17 protein-coding genes are annotated in these 14,205 nt (G+C 65.1%); 4 read left to right on the top strand and 13 right to left on the bottom strand.

Going from position 1 to position 14,205, the window contains the following annotated elements:
* Nucleotides 1-69 precede the first annotated feature (69 nt).
* Nucleotides 70-1,020 carry a DUF808 domain-containing protein gene (locus tag ACWIKC_RS03915; RefSeq protein WP_454598819.1) on the bottom strand — a complete coding sequence of 317 codons (951 nt, stop codon included), beginning with the start codon at nucleotides 1,018-1,020 and terminating at the stop codon, nucleotides 70-72.
* 192 nt (nucleotides 1,021-1,212) lie between these two features.
* Between ACWIKC_RS03915 and rpsF the strand changes: the two genes are divergently transcribed.
* The 4 genes from rpsF to ACWIKC_RS03895 all read left to right on the top strand — a co-directional run bounded on the left by rpsF (nucleotide 1,213) and on the right by ACWIKC_RS03895 (nucleotide 4,041).
* Nucleotides 1,213-1,578, top strand: coding sequence for a 30S ribosomal protein S6 (rpsF, locus tag ACWIKC_RS03910; RefSeq protein WP_454598818.1), 366 nt, complete (start codon nucleotides 1,213-1,215; stop codon nucleotides 1,576-1,578).
* Nucleotides 1,578-1,802 (top strand): 30S ribosomal protein S18, encoded by a 225-nt coding sequence (rpsR, locus tag ACWIKC_RS03905; protein WP_305929720.1) that lies wholly within the window; start codon nucleotides 1,578-1,580, stop codon nucleotides 1,800-1,802. The genes rpsF and rpsR overlap by 1 nt, the downstream gene beginning before the upstream one ends.
* Nucleotides 1,803-1,813: 11 nt before the next feature.
* Nucleotides 1,814-2,482 (top strand): 50S ribosomal protein L9, encoded by a 669-nt coding sequence (gene rplI / locus ACWIKC_RS03900; RefSeq protein WP_454598817.1) that lies wholly within the window; start codon nucleotides 1,814-1,816, stop codon nucleotides 2,480-2,482.
* A 119-nt stretch (nucleotides 2,483-2,601) separates the two neighbouring features.
* Nucleotides 2,602-4,041, top strand: coding sequence for an AMP nucleosidase (locus tag ACWIKC_RS03895; RefSeq protein WP_454598816.1), 1,440 nt, complete (start codon nucleotides 2,602-2,604; stop codon nucleotides 4,039-4,041).
* A 28-nt stretch (nucleotides 4,042-4,069) separates the two neighbouring features.
* Here ACWIKC_RS03895 and ACWIKC_RS03890 read toward each other — a convergent pair whose 3' ends face one another.
* From ACWIKC_RS03890 to trmD, 12 genes are all read right to left on the bottom strand, one after another.
* Complete coding sequence (locus ACWIKC_RS03890) at nucleotides 4,070-4,291, bottom strand: hypothetical protein (protein WP_454598815.1); 222 nt, start codon at nucleotides 4,289-4,291, stop codon at nucleotides 4,070-4,072.
* A 113-nt stretch (nucleotides 4,292-4,404) separates the two neighbouring features.
* Nucleotides 4,405-4,908, bottom strand: coding sequence for a YbjN domain-containing protein (locus ACWIKC_RS03885; protein ID WP_454598814.1), 504 nt, complete (start codon nucleotides 4,906-4,908; stop codon nucleotides 4,405-4,407).
* Nucleotides 4,909-4,932: 24 nt separating this feature from the next.
* Entirely contained in the window at nucleotides 4,933-5,838 is a 906-nt protein-coding gene (rimK, locus tag ACWIKC_RS03880; RefSeq protein ID WP_454598813.1) for a 30S ribosomal protein S6--L-glutamate ligase, read from the bottom strand.
* A gap of 10 nt (nucleotides 5,839-5,848) precedes the next feature.
* The gene (locus tag ACWIKC_RS03875; RefSeq protein WP_454598812.1) at nucleotides 5,849-6,313 is read right to left on the bottom strand and encodes an ATP-dependent zinc protease family protein; all 465 of its coding nucleotides are present in this window, start codon (nucleotides 6,311-6,313) and stop codon (nucleotides 5,849-5,851) included.
* Nucleotides 6,310-7,326, bottom strand: coding sequence for a YncE family protein (locus ACWIKC_RS03870; RefSeq protein ID WP_454598811.1), 1,017 nt, complete (start codon nucleotides 7,324-7,326; stop codon nucleotides 6,310-6,312). Before ACWIKC_RS03870 ends, ACWIKC_RS03875 begins: the two co-directional genes overlap by 4 nt.
* Nucleotides 7,327-7,417: 91 nt before the next feature.
* Complete coding sequence (locus ACWIKC_RS03865; protein ID WP_454598810.1) at nucleotides 7,418-8,191, bottom strand: alpha/beta fold hydrolase; 774 nt, start codon at nucleotides 8,189-8,191, stop codon at nucleotides 7,418-7,420.
* Nucleotides 8,188-8,835 (bottom strand): DsbA family protein, encoded by a 648-nt coding sequence (locus ACWIKC_RS03860; protein WP_454598809.1) that lies wholly within the window; start codon nucleotides 8,833-8,835, stop codon nucleotides 8,188-8,190. The genes ACWIKC_RS03865 and ACWIKC_RS03860 overlap by 4 nt, the downstream gene beginning before the upstream one ends.
* A 19-nt stretch (nucleotides 8,836-8,854) precedes the next feature.
* Nucleotides 8,855-9,445 carry an aspartate-semialdehyde dehydrogenase gene (locus ACWIKC_RS03855; RefSeq protein ID WP_454598808.1) on the bottom strand — a complete coding sequence of 197 codons (591 nt, stop codon included), beginning with the start codon at nucleotides 9,443-9,445 and terminating at the stop codon, nucleotides 8,855-8,857.
* Nucleotides 9,446-9,452: 7 nt separating this feature from the next.
* Nucleotides 9,453-10,478 carry an aspartate-semialdehyde dehydrogenase gene (locus ACWIKC_RS03850; RefSeq protein WP_454598807.1) on the bottom strand — a complete coding sequence of 342 codons (1,026 nt, stop codon included), beginning with the start codon at nucleotides 10,476-10,478 and terminating at the stop codon, nucleotides 9,453-9,455.
* A gap of 70 nt (nucleotides 10,479-10,548) precedes the next feature.
* Nucleotides 10,549-12,780: a DPP IV N-terminal domain-containing protein gene (locus ACWIKC_RS03845; RefSeq protein WP_454598806.1), complete on the bottom strand. Its 2,232-nt coding sequence runs from the start codon at nucleotides 12,778-12,780 to the stop codon at nucleotides 10,549-10,551.
* A gap of 179 nt (nucleotides 12,781-12,959) precedes the next feature.
* Nucleotides 12,960-13,328 carry a 50S ribosomal protein L19 gene (rplS, locus tag ACWIKC_RS03840; RefSeq protein WP_454598805.1) on the bottom strand — a complete coding sequence of 123 codons (369 nt, stop codon included), beginning with the start codon at nucleotides 13,326-13,328 and terminating at the stop codon, nucleotides 12,960-12,962.
* Nucleotides 13,329-13,340: 12 nt separating this feature from the next.
* Nucleotides 13,341-14,075 carry a tRNA (guanosine(37)-N1)-methyltransferase TrmD gene (trmD, locus tag ACWIKC_RS03835; RefSeq protein ID WP_454598804.1) on the bottom strand — a complete coding sequence of 245 codons (735 nt, stop codon included), beginning with the start codon at nucleotides 14,073-14,075 and terminating at the stop codon, nucleotides 13,341-13,343.
* Between the last annotated feature and the right edge of the window lie 130 nt (nucleotides 14,076-14,205).

The following is a 14,205-nucleotide window of genomic DNA, read 5'->3' as shown; positions in this document are numbered from 1 at the left end:
TAAGTGTACCAAATCGGGAAACCGAATGACCAGAGGTTTCCGCGATTCCTTGGCTCCTGCGCGGTCGAACTAGTGAGCGCCCGCTTCGTTTCCGACCTTGAGCACCTTATGCAGCACGAGTGCGATAATCACGCCCAGCACCAGCCCGACCAGCGCGGACAGCGCGGCGTAGGTCGCCCAGCCAAAGAGTCCCGCCAGATTACCCGTAGCCGCCTCGACTGCCACTTGCGCGTCATGTGCCCAGTCGGAAAGGGCGTGCAGGCCAAGCTCGTGCATGCCGTGAAGGATGATCCCGCCGCCGACCCAGAGCATCGCGACGGTCCCGATGAGGGACAGTCCGGTGAGCAGCACCGGCATCGCTTTCAGCAGGAACCGACCGAAGCGCCGCGCCGCTTGCGATGGTTTCTCGGTCAGTTGCAGGCCGAGGTCGTCCACCTTCACCAGCAGCGCGACCGCGCCATAGACGAAAACGGTCACCGCGACCCCGACCACCGCGAGCACCCCGGCGCGGGTGACGAAATCCTCGGCGGCGACCTCGTTGAGCGTGATCGCCATGATTTCCGCCGAGAGGATCAGATCGGTGCGGATGGCACCCGCGACGCGCTGCTTCTCGAACTTGGCCGGGTCCTCGATCGGGTCCTCGATCGTCTTGCCATGTTTGGCACCGCCCAGCTTCTCCATCACCTTTTCCGCGCCCTCGTAGGAAAGATAGGCGCCGCCGGCGAGCAGGATGAATATGATCGCCGATGGTAGGAAGAAGCTGAGGAGGAGCGCGCCCGGCAGCAGGATCAGCAGCTTGTTCTTGAGGCTGCCCTTCGTGATCTTCCAGATGATCGGCAATTCGCGCGCCGGCTTGAACCCGGTTACATAGGAGGGCGTGACCGCCGCGTCGTCGATCACCACGCCCGCGGTCTTGGTTCCGGCCTTGCTCGCCGCGACACCGATATCGTCGATCGACGCGGCCGCCGCGCGGGCGATTATCGAAACGTCGTCGAGCAGGGCGACCAGTCCAGCGGGCATCGAAAATCCTTTGTCGTGTGCTAACGCTGGACCCCTGCCCTGCCCGCCGCGCCCCGACAAGCCTTGCTTTCTGCCGCCGCCGCGTTATGTGCCTCGCTTCCCCGCGTGTGCAGGGATTCGAAGAAAGCCGGAGGGGCCCCGCAGAACCGCTGCGGACAAGCCAGCGATCGGCATTAGTGAAAGGACCAAGGCATGGCTCTGTACGAGCATGTATTCTTGGCGCGTCAGGACCTCTCCCAGAGTCAGGTCGACCAGCTGGCCGCCACAGCAACCGAAATCGTCGAGAAGAATGAAGGCCGGGTCACCAAGACGGAGACCTGGGGCCTCAAGAACCTCGCCTACAAGATCGACCGCAATCGCAAGGCGCATTTCGTCATGCTCAACATCGAGGGCCCCGGCGCCGTCGTGCACGAGCTCGAGCGCCAGACGCGCATCAACGAAGATATCATCCGCTATCTGACCATCCGCGTCGACGAGCACGAGGAAGGCCCCAGCGTGATGATGCGCAAGAACGAGCGCGACAAGAAGCGTCGCAGCGACCGCGAGGAGCGCAACTGATGGCCCGTCCGTTTTTCCGCCGCCGCAAGTCCTGCCCGTTCTCGGGAAAGGGCGCGCCCGTAATCGACTATAAGGACGTGCGTCTGCTGCAGGGCTTCATGTCCGAGCGCGGCAAGATCGTCCCCAGCCGTATCACCGCCGTCAGCGGCAAAAAGCAGCGCGAGCTGGCCAAGGCGATCAAGCGCGCCCGCCAGATCGGCCTTCTGCCCTACATCGTGCGCTGAGGAGAACAGACATGGATATCATACTCCTCGAACGTATCGGCAGCCTCGGCGGGATTGGCGATGTCGTCACCGTCAAGGACGGCTTTGCGCGTAACTTCCTGCTCCCGCAGAAGAAGGCCCTGCGCGCCAATGGCGCGAACAAGAAGGTCTTCGAAGCCAACCGCGAGCGTCTCGAAACCGAGAATGCCGACCGTCGGACCGAAGCCCAGGCCGCTGGCGAGAAGATCGCTGGTGCCGAGGTCGTCCTGATCCGCGCTTCGTCTAACGCCGGTCAGCTTTATGGTTCGGTCAACGTCCGCGACATCGTCGCCGGGCTCGAGGCCCAGGGCCACGAAGTCGACAAGAAGCAGGTCATTCTGGGCAGCCCGATCAAGATGCTCGGCATGCACGAAGTGACCGTGGCCCTCCACCCCGAGGTCCACATCACGGTCAAGGCCAATGTCGCCCGTTCGGACGACGAGGCCGAATTGCAGAGCCAGGGCGTCGACGTCCTCGCTCAGGCATTTGAAGACGACCAGGCCGAGATCGAGAAGATGGCCGACGCCAACCGCACCGATCCCAACCTCGAGCCGGGCGAAATTCCGTCCGACATGCTCGAAGACGGCGTCAGCACGGATGACGACATGAGCGAGCGCGAAGCCCTGATCGAAGCGACCGACCCGGACGCCGACGACAGCTGATCGCACTCTCATCGACACCAAATGGGCGCGGCGGCTTCGGTCTCCGCGCCCTTTTTGTAAGACGCGCGATCGGCTAGCAGTCACGCCAACAGAACAAGAGCCGGGCAAAGGGGCCGAATATGGAATCGATCGACCAGATCCTCGACAAGCTGCAGTCCGTCTACGATGCGGCGGTGGAGCGGCTGCGCAGCGATGTCATGGCATTCGGGCGCGACCGCACACTGCCCGCGCCCGAGCGGCGCAAGGACGGATCCTATACCTACCCGGAGCTGCGGCTGCGATTTCGCGGCGGCGACCAGCCGGCAGATCGCAGCCGTGCATTCGGACGGCTCAACGCGCCCGGGCTCTACACCACCACCATCACCCGGCCCGCGCTGTTCCGCGACTATCTGACCGAGCAGCTCCAGCTGATCTCGTCCAATTACGAGATCGAGGTCGAGGTAGGTTCATCGCAGCAGGAAATGCCCTTCCCCTATGTCCTCGATGGCCAGGCCGGAGCCGAGCTGGCCGGGGTCGATCCCAACGAGGTCGCGCGGTATTTCCCCTCGACCGATCTCGCCGATATCGGCGACGAACTGGCCGACGGGATCGAGCTTGAGAGCCCGGACGATCCCATCCCGCTGTCGCTGTTCGACGGGCTGCGCACCGATTTCAGCCTGGCGCGGCTGGCGCATTACACCGGCACCCGGCCGGAGGATTTCCAGCGCTTCATCCTCTTCACCAATTACCACCGCTATGTCGACGAATTCGTCGACTGGGCGGGCGCACAGCTGGGCATGGGCGGCTACACCGAGCTTGCGGGTGCCGGCGGGCTGCGGCTGTCCGAGCAGACCGCCAATGCCAGCGCGCAATTGTCCGACACCGCCTGGCGGCGCCACCAGATGCCCGCCTATCACCTGGTCGGCGAAGGCCGCGGCGGGGTCACGCTGGTCAACATCGGGGTGGGCCCCTCCAACGCCAAGACGATCTGCGACCACCTCGCGGTGCTGCGTCCCGAAGCCTGGCTGATGATCGGCCATTGCGGTGGCCTGCGCCCAAGCCAGAAGATCGGCGACTACGTGCTCGCCCACGCCTATCTGCGCGACGACCACGTGCTCGATCCGGTGCTGCCGCCCGAAATCCCCCTCCCCGCCATCGCCGAGGTCCAGCAGGCGCTGGCCGGCGCCGCGGAGGAGGTTTCGGGCGAGCACGGCTCGGATCTCAAGCGACGCATGCGCACCGGCACCGTGGTCACCACCGACGATCGTAACTGGGAACTGCGCTACACCAGCTCGGCGCGGCGACTGTCGCTCAGCCGCGCGGTCGGGATCGACATGGAAAGCGCCACCATCGCCGCGCAGGGCTATCGCTTCCGGGTGCCCTACGGCACGCTGCTGTGCGTCAGCGACAAGCCGCTGCATGGCGAGATCAAGCTGCCCGGCCAGGCGAACAAGTTCTACGAACAGGCGATCGCAGCGCATCTCCAGATCGGGGTGACCGCCTGCCGCCGCCTGCGCGAGGAAGGGCCGCGGCTGCACAGCCGCAAGCTGCGCGCCTTCAACGAGCCGCCGTTCCGCTAGGCGCTGGGCGAAGCCCTCGCGCAGGGTCCTATTCGTCCTGCGCTTCGAGCGTCTCGATGCTGTCCTTGCCGGTGACCCGCTCGATCGCCTGGTGGAGGCTCTTGAGCGAGGCCTTGTCGGTGTCGAAAGGTGCCTCGACCGCATAGGTCCGGCCCTTGTGCCCCGTCACCGACAGCGGCACCGAGCCCGCTAGGTCGGCAAGCATGGTTGCAGAAACCTGTTTTTTGAACCCGACCGAGAAATCGCCCATCGTCGCCTCCTTCCACAAAGAGCGAGACCTGCCACTTCCTCATAAGGCAGCAAGGCGAACTGGCTTCGTTTCGGAGGATCAGCGGCGCGACGCTGCGTCCGCAGTATTCCCGCTCAATCGGGGAAAATGATCTGCGCCGCGCTGTCGAGCGTGTCGGTGTAGAGCCGCAACCCGCGCAGCAGCACCTTGGCGGGGATCCCTTCACCGGTCATTATATCCCACCGGATATGGATCGTCTTGTCCTCGGCCAGCGAGACACTCGCGAAGCGGAAGCGCTTCGAAATATCCAGCAGCTTTTCAGGTGTTAGAGGGGTCTCGGTCTCGAAGCCCGCCGATAGCTGGAGCGATTCGCATTCATTGTGCTCTTCCGCGTCGCATCCGTAGAACACCAGATCCGCGCCCCAGTCGTCGAGCGTGACGGTGATCAGCGGATCGCCGTAACCGTCGCTCGAGAGTTCGGGACCGTATCCCGCGATCTCGAGCAGGTCCACGAGACCTTGCGGGTCCTTGGCAGAGACCATGAGGTCCTGCGCCGGTACGGTGTCCTGTGCCAGCGCCCCCGCCGCGGTGCCTGCCAAAGCGAGCGGCAGCGCCGCCCGGGCAATTCTTCCCATCATTCCCCCGTCCTCCCTTTCGGACTTTTACCCCGCCCCCTTGGTCTTCGTCTTTCCCGCCTGGGCATGCGAAACCATGAAATCGATGATCTGCCCGGCGATATCCTTTTCGGTCGCCTTTTCGATGCCTTCGAGCCCGGGCGAGGAGTTCACCTCCATGATCACCGGGCCGTGGTTGGAGCGCAGCATGTCCACGCCGCAGACGTTGAGGCCCATGCGGCGCGCTGCGCTGACCGCGGTCGAGCGTTCGGCGGGGGTGATCTTGATCAGCTGCGCGCTGCCGCCGCGGTGGAGATTGCTGCGGAAATCGTCGGGCGCGCCGGTGCGCTTCATCGAGGCGACCACCTTGCCGCCGACCACCAGAGCGCGAATGTCGGTGCCCCCGGCTTCCTTGATGAATTCCTGCACCAGAATGTTCACATTGGCGCCGCGGAAGGCCTCGATAACCGATTTGGCGGAGGACATGGTCTCGGCGAGCACCACGCCGATGCCTTGCGTCCCTTCGAGCAGCTTGATCACCACCGGGGGACCCTTGACCGCCTTGATGATCTCCTCGGCCTGTTTGGGATCATTGGCATAGGCGGTTAGCGGCAGGCCCAGTCCGTACTTGGCGAGGATCTGCATGCTGCGCAGCTTGTCGCGACTGCGACCGATCGCGACGCTCTCGTTGAGCGACCAGGTGCCGCGCATCTCGAACTGACGCAGGATCGACAGCCCGTATTGGGTGATCGAGGCGCCGATGCGCGGAATCACCGCGTCGTAGCTTTCGGCGGGCTCGCCATTGTAGAACACTTCGGGGCGGTGGCTGGCGATATGCACCGTGCAGCGCAACGTGTTGAGAATGTCGAGCTGGTGCCCGCGCTCCTCCGCCGCTTCCTTGAGCCGCCTGTGCGAATAGAGGTTCGCATTGCGTGCGAGCATGGCAATCTTCATCGGGAAAACCTCACGGTTTGTGGCCTACGACGACATCGCGACCATGGGTCTGCAGCCAGGAATAACCTGAATCGACGAGGAAATGGCGCCGTAGTGCGGAGCGTCCGATCAGCATAGGGAATTTCATGTCCGACCGATCGGCGAGGCTGATCTCGGCGCGAAATTCGACATCGCCGATCCGGATCGGGGTCTTGATGATCATCCGCCGCTGGGTCTCGCCATTCGAACTGGTGATCCCGCGCCAGTCGACATGCACCGCTTCGCATATCTGCCGGACATGCTGCTGCGCATAATCCACGGCAAAACGAACATAGGCCTCGCCGTCGCGCTCGAAGCGTTCGAGGATCGTGCCGTGGAGCGAAGAGGTGCGCGCGCCGGTGTCGATCTTGGCGGGGATCGCCGTCAGGCCGAGCTCGGGCAGCGCCACCAGCTCGCGCCAGCCGATCACCGGGAGAGGCTTGCGCTTTTGCGTCACGGCAGGACCGCGAGCCCGTCGCCCCCGTCGCCGGCGCTCAGCCGCCGCAGCACGCGCCCGCTCGCGTAATCGACCTCGGCGATGGTGTCGTCGCCGGTCTCGGCGACATAGATCCGCTCGCCGTCCTGCGACCAGATCACCGTGACCTGCATCCGCTCCTGCGCGCCTTCGCGTCCGCTCACAACGATAGAGCGGATCGGCTGCGCGCGTTCCAGATCGATCACCGTCAGCCCGCCATCGGCGAGGTCGGAGGTGACCGCGACATCGCCCTGCGGCCGGATCGCCAGCCGCAGCGGGAAGGCGCCGGTGTCGAGCGCGCTGCGGATTTCCAGGTTCATCGGATCGAGCGCGAATGCCTTGTCCGAGCCGCGCGCGCTTACCCACAGCGTCTCGCCATCGGGGGCGAGCGCGATCCCTTCGGGTTCGACCCCGACCTCGACCGATTGCGGAGCGCGGCGGGTGAGCAGATCGACCAGCGTGACGGTCTTCGAGCCCATATCCACCGTCCAGGCGTGGCGCGCATCGGGGGAGATGGCGAGCATGTGGCTGCCCTCCTTGCCGGTGCCGTATTCGAAGGTCTCGGCCCGGCCCAGCGGGTCGCGGATCCAGAACACCGATTTGCGCCCTTCGGCGGTGGCGTAGAGCGCGCCGTTGGCATGCCACACGATCCCGTGCGGGCGAGCGTTCTCGCCCAGCTCGACGCGCTTCACCCGCGCCAGGTCATCGGTGCGGAAGATATCGACGCTGGTGCCGCCATAGCAGGCGAGCGCGACATGCGCGCCATCGGGCGAGGTCGCCAGCTCGTGCGGATTGGCGCAGCTCGGGACATCCAGCACCCGCTCGCCACTGCCGAGATCGATCTTGGAGAGCGTGTTGCCGAACTTGTTTGCGACGAACAGCGTGCCGCCGCGAGGTGCCGATTCGGCAGCCTGAGAGCCACCCGCAAGCGGCTGGGTCGCAGGCGCGCAGGCAGCGAGGCCCAGCGCGACGGCAAGGGTCGAGATGATACGCACGGTCGAGATGCTCCCCTGATTTGGCCCTGATTCGGCAATACTGCCGCGTCTGACTGCGATAGGCGCTCTGTCTAACTGCAGGGCGCGTCGCTCACAAGCGGCGCGCGGCGTCCTCCGCCGGGCCAAGCCATTCGGCCATCGCACGGCCGAGATCGGGCTTGGTCACGCTGCCCATATGCGTGCCGGGCACCTCGACATATTCCGCGTCGGGAAGCAGCGCAGCAAGTTCCTCCGCCGAGCCATTGTCGCGATCCTCGTCGCCACACACCACCAGCGTCCGCATCGAGACATTGGCGAGTTTCGCCAGATCGAGATCGGGCATGGTGTCGAGCAGCAGCCGCGCGGCCACCCGGTCGACCCCTTGCGATTTCAGGAACTGCACCGAGAAATAAGCCGGATCGTCGCGCCCGATGCTGTCGAACTCGTCGATCACGCGCCTGAAATGCGCCGCGCGCTTCTGCCACTCGCCCAGCCCCGCGGTCCCCATCCCGCCAACGATCAGCCGCTGCGGCGCGAGTGCCCCGCTCGCCACGCCGTGCAGCGAGGTCCGCGCGCCAAGCGAGAAGCCGCCCAGATCGTATTGCTCCAGCCCGAGATGCGCGACCAGCGCCGCGACATCGCGCACCAGAACATTGGCCGGATAGGCCTCGGGCTCGCGCGGCGCCGCGCTTTCGCCATGGACGCGAAAGTCGAGCATCAGCACTTCGTAGCCAAGCTCCGCGATTCTGCGGTCGTGGCCCCATTTGATCCAGTTCATCTGCGCGCTGGAGAACAGGCCGTGGAGCAGCACCAGCGGCCGCCCCTCGCCCACCCGGTGCAGGGCAAGTTCGGTGCCATCGAAACTGTTAAAGTGTTCGGTGGTCATCGCTGAGCCAGCCCCCGCTGTTCCATCCGCCAGCGCGCCATGGCGATGCGGTCCTGGCCGAAGAAGGGTTCGCCCTCGAACACCAGCGTCGGCACGCCCCAGTGGCCGGCTGACTCGAGCGCGTCCTGATTGGCGGCGATCTCGGCATCGAGCGCCTGCGCATCGCGTTCCGCCTCGGCGTCGAGTTCGGAGAGGTCGAGCCCGGCGCGGGTCGCGGCGCCGGCGAGATGGTCATCCTCGTTCCAGCCGACCGCGCCGCCCCAGATCAGCCGTCCGGCCTCATGCGCGAATTCAAGGCCCTTCCCGCGCCGCGCCGCCGCCTGACCGAGCCTCGTGATCCGGCGGATATGCGGCTGGTCCTCGGCGATCCGCCGGGTGGTCTTGTCCTGGACGATCGGATCGGGGCGTGGGGGTCCGAAAGGAATGGAATGGAATTGCGCCACGCGCATCATGTCGCGCATCGTGTAGCCCAGCCAATTGGCATGGTTGCGCTCGAAGAAGTCAGGCTGGCGGATAGCGAGCGGCCAGACCGGGCGCAGCGCGATCTCGAGATCGTAAGCCTCGGTCATGGCGCGGTAGCGGCCCACCGAAAGGTAGCTGTAGGGCGAGCGGAAGCTGAAATAGAGATCGGCGGTCAGGGTCATCGCGCCGTTCTCGCGCAACTCAGCGGAAGAAGCAATTCGTGCCCGCGTGGAGCGATTCCACTTCCTTTTGCGCGCCCTCGCCGGTGAGAAAACCGAAGATGCCCGCGGGCGTGGTGAACTCCTCGCCCAAAGTGCTGTCTTCGATCATTTCGACCTCATAGGCGGCGGCGAGCTCGGCTTCGCTGCTGTCGAGCGCGATCCCCTCGGCGGTGGCGATATCCGCGCTATCGCCCTCGCCATCGCGCAGCGACCAGCCGACCAGCTTTCCTTGCTGGAAGTTGAGCGCCAGCCTTCCGGGGTATTCGGTGAAGGCGATGGGCCCGGCGCCGCATTCGGTGTTGGTTCCGGCGTCGCGCGCTTCGCCCAGCGCCTTCGCCAGTTCCGCTTCGACCGTCGCGCGCGGGCTGCCGAAGGTCAGCATGGTGCCCAGCGGGCCGGTGACCTCGAGGCCATCGCCGCGCAGGCGCACGACCCCATCCGGGTCGGCGGGGAGGTTGGGGGTTTCCTGCAGCGTGAATTCCGCACTCTCGCCCGTCGGCTCGGGATCGCTCTCGCTGCAAGCGGCGAGCGCCAGCGCCGCCATTCCGATCATCGTCCAACGCATGGTCATCGCCCTGTTACCCCTTCTTGAGACACTCGCGACCGAGCAGTTCGGCGATCTGCACCGCGTTCAATGCGGCGCCCTTGCGCAGATTGTCCGACACGCACCACAGATTGATCCCGAATTCGACCGTCGGGTCCTCGCGCACACGGCTGATATAGGTCGCGCTGTCGCCCGCGGCCTCGACCGGGGTGACGTATCCGCCGTCCTCGCGCTTGTCGATCAGCATGATGCCGGGCGCCTCGCGCAGGATATCCTGCGCCTGCTCAGCGGTCATTTCCTCTTCGAACTCGATGTTGACCGATTCCGAATGGCCGACGAACACCGGCACCCGCACGCAGGTCGCGGTGAGCTTGATCTTGGGATCGAGGATCTTCTTGGTCTCGACCACCATCTTCCATTCTTCCTTGGTCGAACCGTCGTCGAGGAAGCTGTCGATATGCGGGATGACGTTGAAGGCAATCTGCTTGGTAAAGGCCACGTTCTCTACCGGGTCGCCGACGAAGATCGCGCGGCTCTGCTGGAACAGTTCGTCCATCCCCGCCTTGCCCGCGCCCGAAACCGACTGGTAGGTCGCCACCACCACGCGCTTGATCCGCGCGACATCGTGGAGCGGCTTCAAGGCCACCACCAGCTGCGCGGTCGAGCAATTGGGGTTGGCGATGATGTTGCGCTTGGAATAGCCGTGGATCGCTTGCGGGTTCACCTCTGGCACGATCAGGGGGACGTCGGGGTCCATCCGGTAGAGCGAGGAATTGTCGATCACCACGCAGCCCGCGGCCGCCGCCTTCGGGGCGTATTCCTTGGCTGGCCCGCTGCCCGCGGCGAACAAAGCGATGTCCCAGCCGGCCCAGTCGAAATGCTCGATATTGCGGCATTTCAGCATCTTGCCGGTGTCGCCGTATTCGACCTCGAGGTTGTGGCTGCGGCTCGAGGCAACCGCCGCGATCTCGTCGACGGGGAATTCGCGCTCGGAAAGCACCTGCATCATCTCGCGTCCGACGCTCCCGGTCGCTCCGACGACTGCCACACGATAACCCAAATGCTGTCTCCTGAAGCTCTGCAGCGCGGACATAGCGATGCCCGCGCCATTCACAACCATAAGCCGGAGCTTACTCGGGCGGCGTCACTCCGTGGTGCTCGAGGAAGCGGAACACCGTGTTGTAGCGATGCGGCGAGATCTGCTCGCCCGAGACCCGGTGGGTATAGCCGGGGTAGAGCATCATCTGGAACGGCACATTGGCCTCCTGCATCGCGGCGATGACCTCGGTCGCGTTCTCGAACACCACATTGTCGTCGGCCATGCCGTGGATCACAAGCAGCGGATCGACGATCTTCACCGCGTCGGGGATGCCCGAAGCGGCGGTATAGGCTTCCCCATCCGCCTGCGGCGTGCCCATGTAGCGCTCGGTGTAATGGGTGTCGTAGAGTTCCCAGCGGGTCACCGGCGCGCCCGCTATGCCCGCAGCGTAAAGCCCCGGATCGGCCTGCAGCTGTTTGAGCGTCATATATCCGCCATAGGACCAGCCATCGATCGCGATCTTGTCGGGATCGACGAAATCGAGCGTCTTGAGGAACTCGGCCCCCGCCTTCTGGTCGCGCACCTCGACCCCGCCCATGCCGCGATAGATCGGCTGTTCGAAGGCGACCCCGCGATTGGCCGAACCGCGATTGTCGAGCGCGAACCAGATATAGCCCTTGTCGACGATCGCCTGCTCGAGCGGCGCGCTCCAGTTGCGCTGGACCACTTGCGGGCCGGGGCCGCTGTAGTGGTAGTAATAGACCGGATAGCGCTTGCCCGGATCCATTTCCGGGCGGATCATCTTCCAGTGCAGCTCGGTCCCGTCCTCGGCCAGAATCGTGCCGAATTCGGGCGCGCGATGGCTGGCGAGGTGCGGCGCGTAGGGATGCTCGGTTCCGAGCGCGTTCTCCTCGATCCAGGTCAGCCGCTGGCCGCTGGTGTCGGCGATATAGCTCTGGGTCGGCTGGTCGGGTTTCGAGCGGCTGACCAGCAGTGTCTGTGCCTTGCCATCCATGCTCGCCGAATTGACGAAGCCGGGATCGGTCAGCCGGGTGATCGCAGAAGGATTGTCGAGATCAAAGCTGTAGACCTGCTGCGCCAGCACATCGTCCATCGTGCCCTGGAAATAGACCCGGCCCGAAGCCTGATCGACCCCGACGAGCCTGGTGACCATCCAGTCGCCTTGGGTAAGCTGGGTCCACGCTCCATCGATATAGCGGTAGAGATGACCGAACCCGTCGCGTTCGGACCACCAGATCAGCGAGCCGTCGTCGAGCCATTTGTAATCGTCGGAGAGGTTGATCCAATAGTCCGCGACCGCTGCCCGCTCGGTGAACACCACCTCGCTCGCGCCGGTCGCCGCATCGACGCGCAGCATGTCGAGCACGGTCTGTTCGCGGTTCTGGCGCTGGACGTAGAGCGCGCTGCCGTCGGGAGCCCAGTCGACGCGCGGGATATAGATGTCGGTCTCGGCGCCGAGATCGACCTTCACACGGTTGCCGCCATCGGGGTCCATGACGAAGAGTTCGACCAAGGCGTTGGCGCTGCCCGCGACCGGATAGCGCTGGTCGTAGACCCGCGTGCCCGTGGCGCCGATCGCCGCGCGGGTGACCACGCCGACCGCGCTCTCGTCGAAGCGCTCGACCGCGATGCGCTTGTCCTGCGGGCTCCACCAATAGCCGGTGAGCCGCCCCATTTCTTCCTGCGCGACGAATTCGGCCTCGCCCCAGCGCACGTTCTCGTTGTCCTCCTGCGGAGTAACCGGTGCGGCCTCGCCGCCGACCGCGCCGACCCACAGGCGCCGGTCGCGCACGAAGGAGACATAGGCCCCGGTCTGGCTCAGCGCCGGGTTGAGCTCGCTTTCCTCGGTATCGGTCAGGCGGACCGTGGTGCCGTCAAGCCGCGCGAGGTAGAGATCGCCATCGAGCGGGACCAGCACGCCCGAACCGTCGCTCGCCCATTGATAGTCGATGATGCCCTTGAGGCTGCCGACGCGGGCGCGCTCGCGCTGCATCTTCTCGTCCTCGGACAATTCGCGCCCCGTCCCCAGCGCCTCGCTGTCGACCAGCATCCGCCATTCGCCGCTGGTGCGGTCGTAGCCCCACAGATCGTAGCGCTCGCGATCGCTCTCGCGGTTGCGCAGCAGCGTCAGGAAACGCCCGTCGGGCGAGAGCTTAGCCTGCCGCGGGCTGGGACCGTCGAGGCCGGGGCTTGCGAAAACGCGTTCGAATGTCAGCTCGGGCGCCTCGGTCATCGCGTGATCATCCGCGAATGCGGGAGCGGCGAGGCACAGGGCGGCGGCGGAAAACAGCGAAAGGCGCATTGCAAGGATCAACCCCCAAACTTCGTTGCGGCGAGCGATCCACAGGGGACCGCGCGATAAATCGAGAGCCTATCCATGAAGGGCTTCAATCGCCCCCGCAATGGCGCAAAACCGTGTGCAACGCAAAAAGGCGCCCCGGCCGAGACCGGAGCGCCTTTCGTATTGCGGTGGCGTAAGCCTTATGCCTTGGGCGCGTTGTCGCGGCGTTCGGCGATACGGGCGCGCTTGCCGGTGCGGCCGCGCAGGTAATAGAGCTTGGCGCGACGCACGATGCCGCGGCGAACCACGGTGATCGAATCGACGATAGGCGAATAGAGCGGGAAGACGCGTTCCACGCCTTCGCCGAAGCTCATCTTGCGCACGGTGAAGTTCGATCCCATGCCGCGGTTCGAGCGCGCGATCACGACGCCTTCGAAGTTCTGCACACGCTCGCGCGTGCCTTCGACGACCTTCACGCCGACGCGAACGGTGTCGCCCGCGCGAAATTCGGGGATTTCCTTGCCGAGGTTCTCGATGGCTTCCGCCTCGAGCGTCTGAATCAGGTTCATCGACCTAAGTCCTTAGTCTTTATGCCGCGCGCCAGAGGCAGGCTGGTCCCGAACGCCACTGCGGCATTCCCAAAGGTCCGGCCTGCGTAACCGTGTATCGTGTTCGCTGCGTGACTGGCGCCACGCCGCGATCTTCGCATGATCCCCCGATCGCAGCACTTCGGGGATCGTGCGCCCTTCCCATTGCTGAGGTCGGGTGTATTGCGGGTACTCGAGCAGGCCGTTCTCGAACGACTCTTCGGCCCCGCTGGAAGGCGCGCCCATTACGCCGGGAAGCAGCCGAATGCAAGCATCGAGTATGGCCAGCGCGGCAGGCTCTCCGCCCGAGAGCACCAGATCTCCCAGGCTGACCTGCTCGATTGCCGGTCGGGCCTCGAACAGACGCTCGTCGAAGCCCTCGAACCGCCCGCACAGCAACGTGACGCCGGGCCCTTCCGCAATGGTACGAATCCGCGCCTGGCTGATCGGCGCACCACGAGGCGTCATCGCAAGAATGGGGACTGCGGGGCGCTGCTCGACCGCATGATCGACCGCAGCCGCGAGCACATCGCATTTGAGCACCATCCCCGCGCCGCCGCCCGCCGGGGTATCGTCCACGGTACGGTGCTTGTCGGTGGCGAAATCGCGGATCTGGAGCGCCTCGCACGACCAGTCCCCCCGCTCGAGCGCGCGCCCGGCGAGGGATACTCCGAGCGGCCCGGGAAACATCTCGGGGTAGAGCGTCAGGATGGTGGCGGCAAAACTCATTTGATCCTATCTGTTACTTCGTCATTCCAAAATTTTCAGGTCATGTAGGGCATCATGGGTAAACCGACCACCGCAACAGCGAAAGAAGCGGGCGCCGGAGTCGAGGTACGGTCGCTCGAATTCTCGTTGG

The sequence above is a fragment of the Qipengyuania sp. SM2507 genome, assembly GCF_053714505.1.
The sequence above is the reverse complement of the archived record's forward strand: the minus strand, read 5'-3'. Positions and strand labels throughout refer to the sequence as shown.

What these genes read in the sequence shown, in the direction of transcription:
- rimK (WP_454598813.1), bottom strand. Translation starts at nt 5,838, where the DNA reads ATGAAGATTGCCATGCTCGCACGCAATGCGAACCTCTATTCGCACAGG.
- ACWIKC_RS03885 (WP_454598814.1), bottom strand. Translation starts at nt 4,908, where the DNA reads ATGATGGGAAGAATTGCCCGGGCGGCGCTGCCGCTCGCTTTGGCAGGC.
- ACWIKC_RS03865 (WP_454598810.1), bottom strand. Translation starts at nt 8,191, where the DNA reads ATGACCACCGAACACTTTAACAGTTTCGATGGCACCGAACTTGCCCTG.
- rpsF (WP_454598818.1), top strand. Translation starts at nt 1,213, where the DNA reads ATGGCTCTGTACGAGCATGTATTCTTGGCGCGTCAGGACCTCTCCCAG.
- ACWIKC_RS03895 (WP_454598816.1), top strand. Translation starts at nt 2,602, where the DNA reads ATGGAATCGATCGACCAGATCCTCGACAAGCTGCAGTCCGTCTACGAT.
- rpsR (WP_305929720.1), top strand. Translation starts at nt 1,578, where the DNA reads ATGGCCCGTCCGTTTTTCCGCCGCCGCAAGTCCTGCCCGTTCTCGGGA.
- trmD (WP_454598804.1), bottom strand. Translation starts at nt 14,075, where the DNA reads ATGAGTTTTGCCGCCACCATCCTGACGCTCTACCCCGAGATGTTTCCC.
- rplI (WP_454598817.1), top strand. Translation starts at nt 1,814, where the DNA reads ATGGATATCATACTCCTCGAACGTATCGGCAGCCTCGGCGGGATTGGC.
- ACWIKC_RS03915 (WP_454598819.1), bottom strand. Translation starts at nt 1,020, where the DNA reads ATGCCCGCTGGACTGGTCGCCCTGCTCGACGACGTTTCGATAATCGCC.
- ACWIKC_RS03860 (WP_454598809.1), bottom strand. Translation starts at nt 8,835, where the DNA reads ATGACCCTGACCGCCGATCTCTATTTCAGCTTCCGCTCGCCCTACAGC.
- ACWIKC_RS03890 (WP_454598815.1), bottom strand. Translation starts at nt 4,291, where the DNA reads ATGGGCGATTTCTCGGTCGGGTTCAAAAAACAGGTTTCTGCAACCATG.
- ACWIKC_RS03855 (WP_454598808.1), bottom strand. Translation starts at nt 9,445, where the DNA reads ATGACCATGCGTTGGACGATGATCGGAATGGCGGCGCTGGCGCTCGCC.
- ACWIKC_RS03845 (WP_454598806.1), bottom strand. Translation starts at nt 12,780, where the DNA reads ATGCGCCTTTCGCTGTTTTCCGCCGCCGCCCTGTGCCTCGCCGCTCCC.
- rplS (WP_454598805.1), bottom strand. Translation starts at nt 13,328, where the DNA reads ATGAACCTGATTCAGACGCTCGAGGCGGAAGCCATCGAGAACCTCGGC.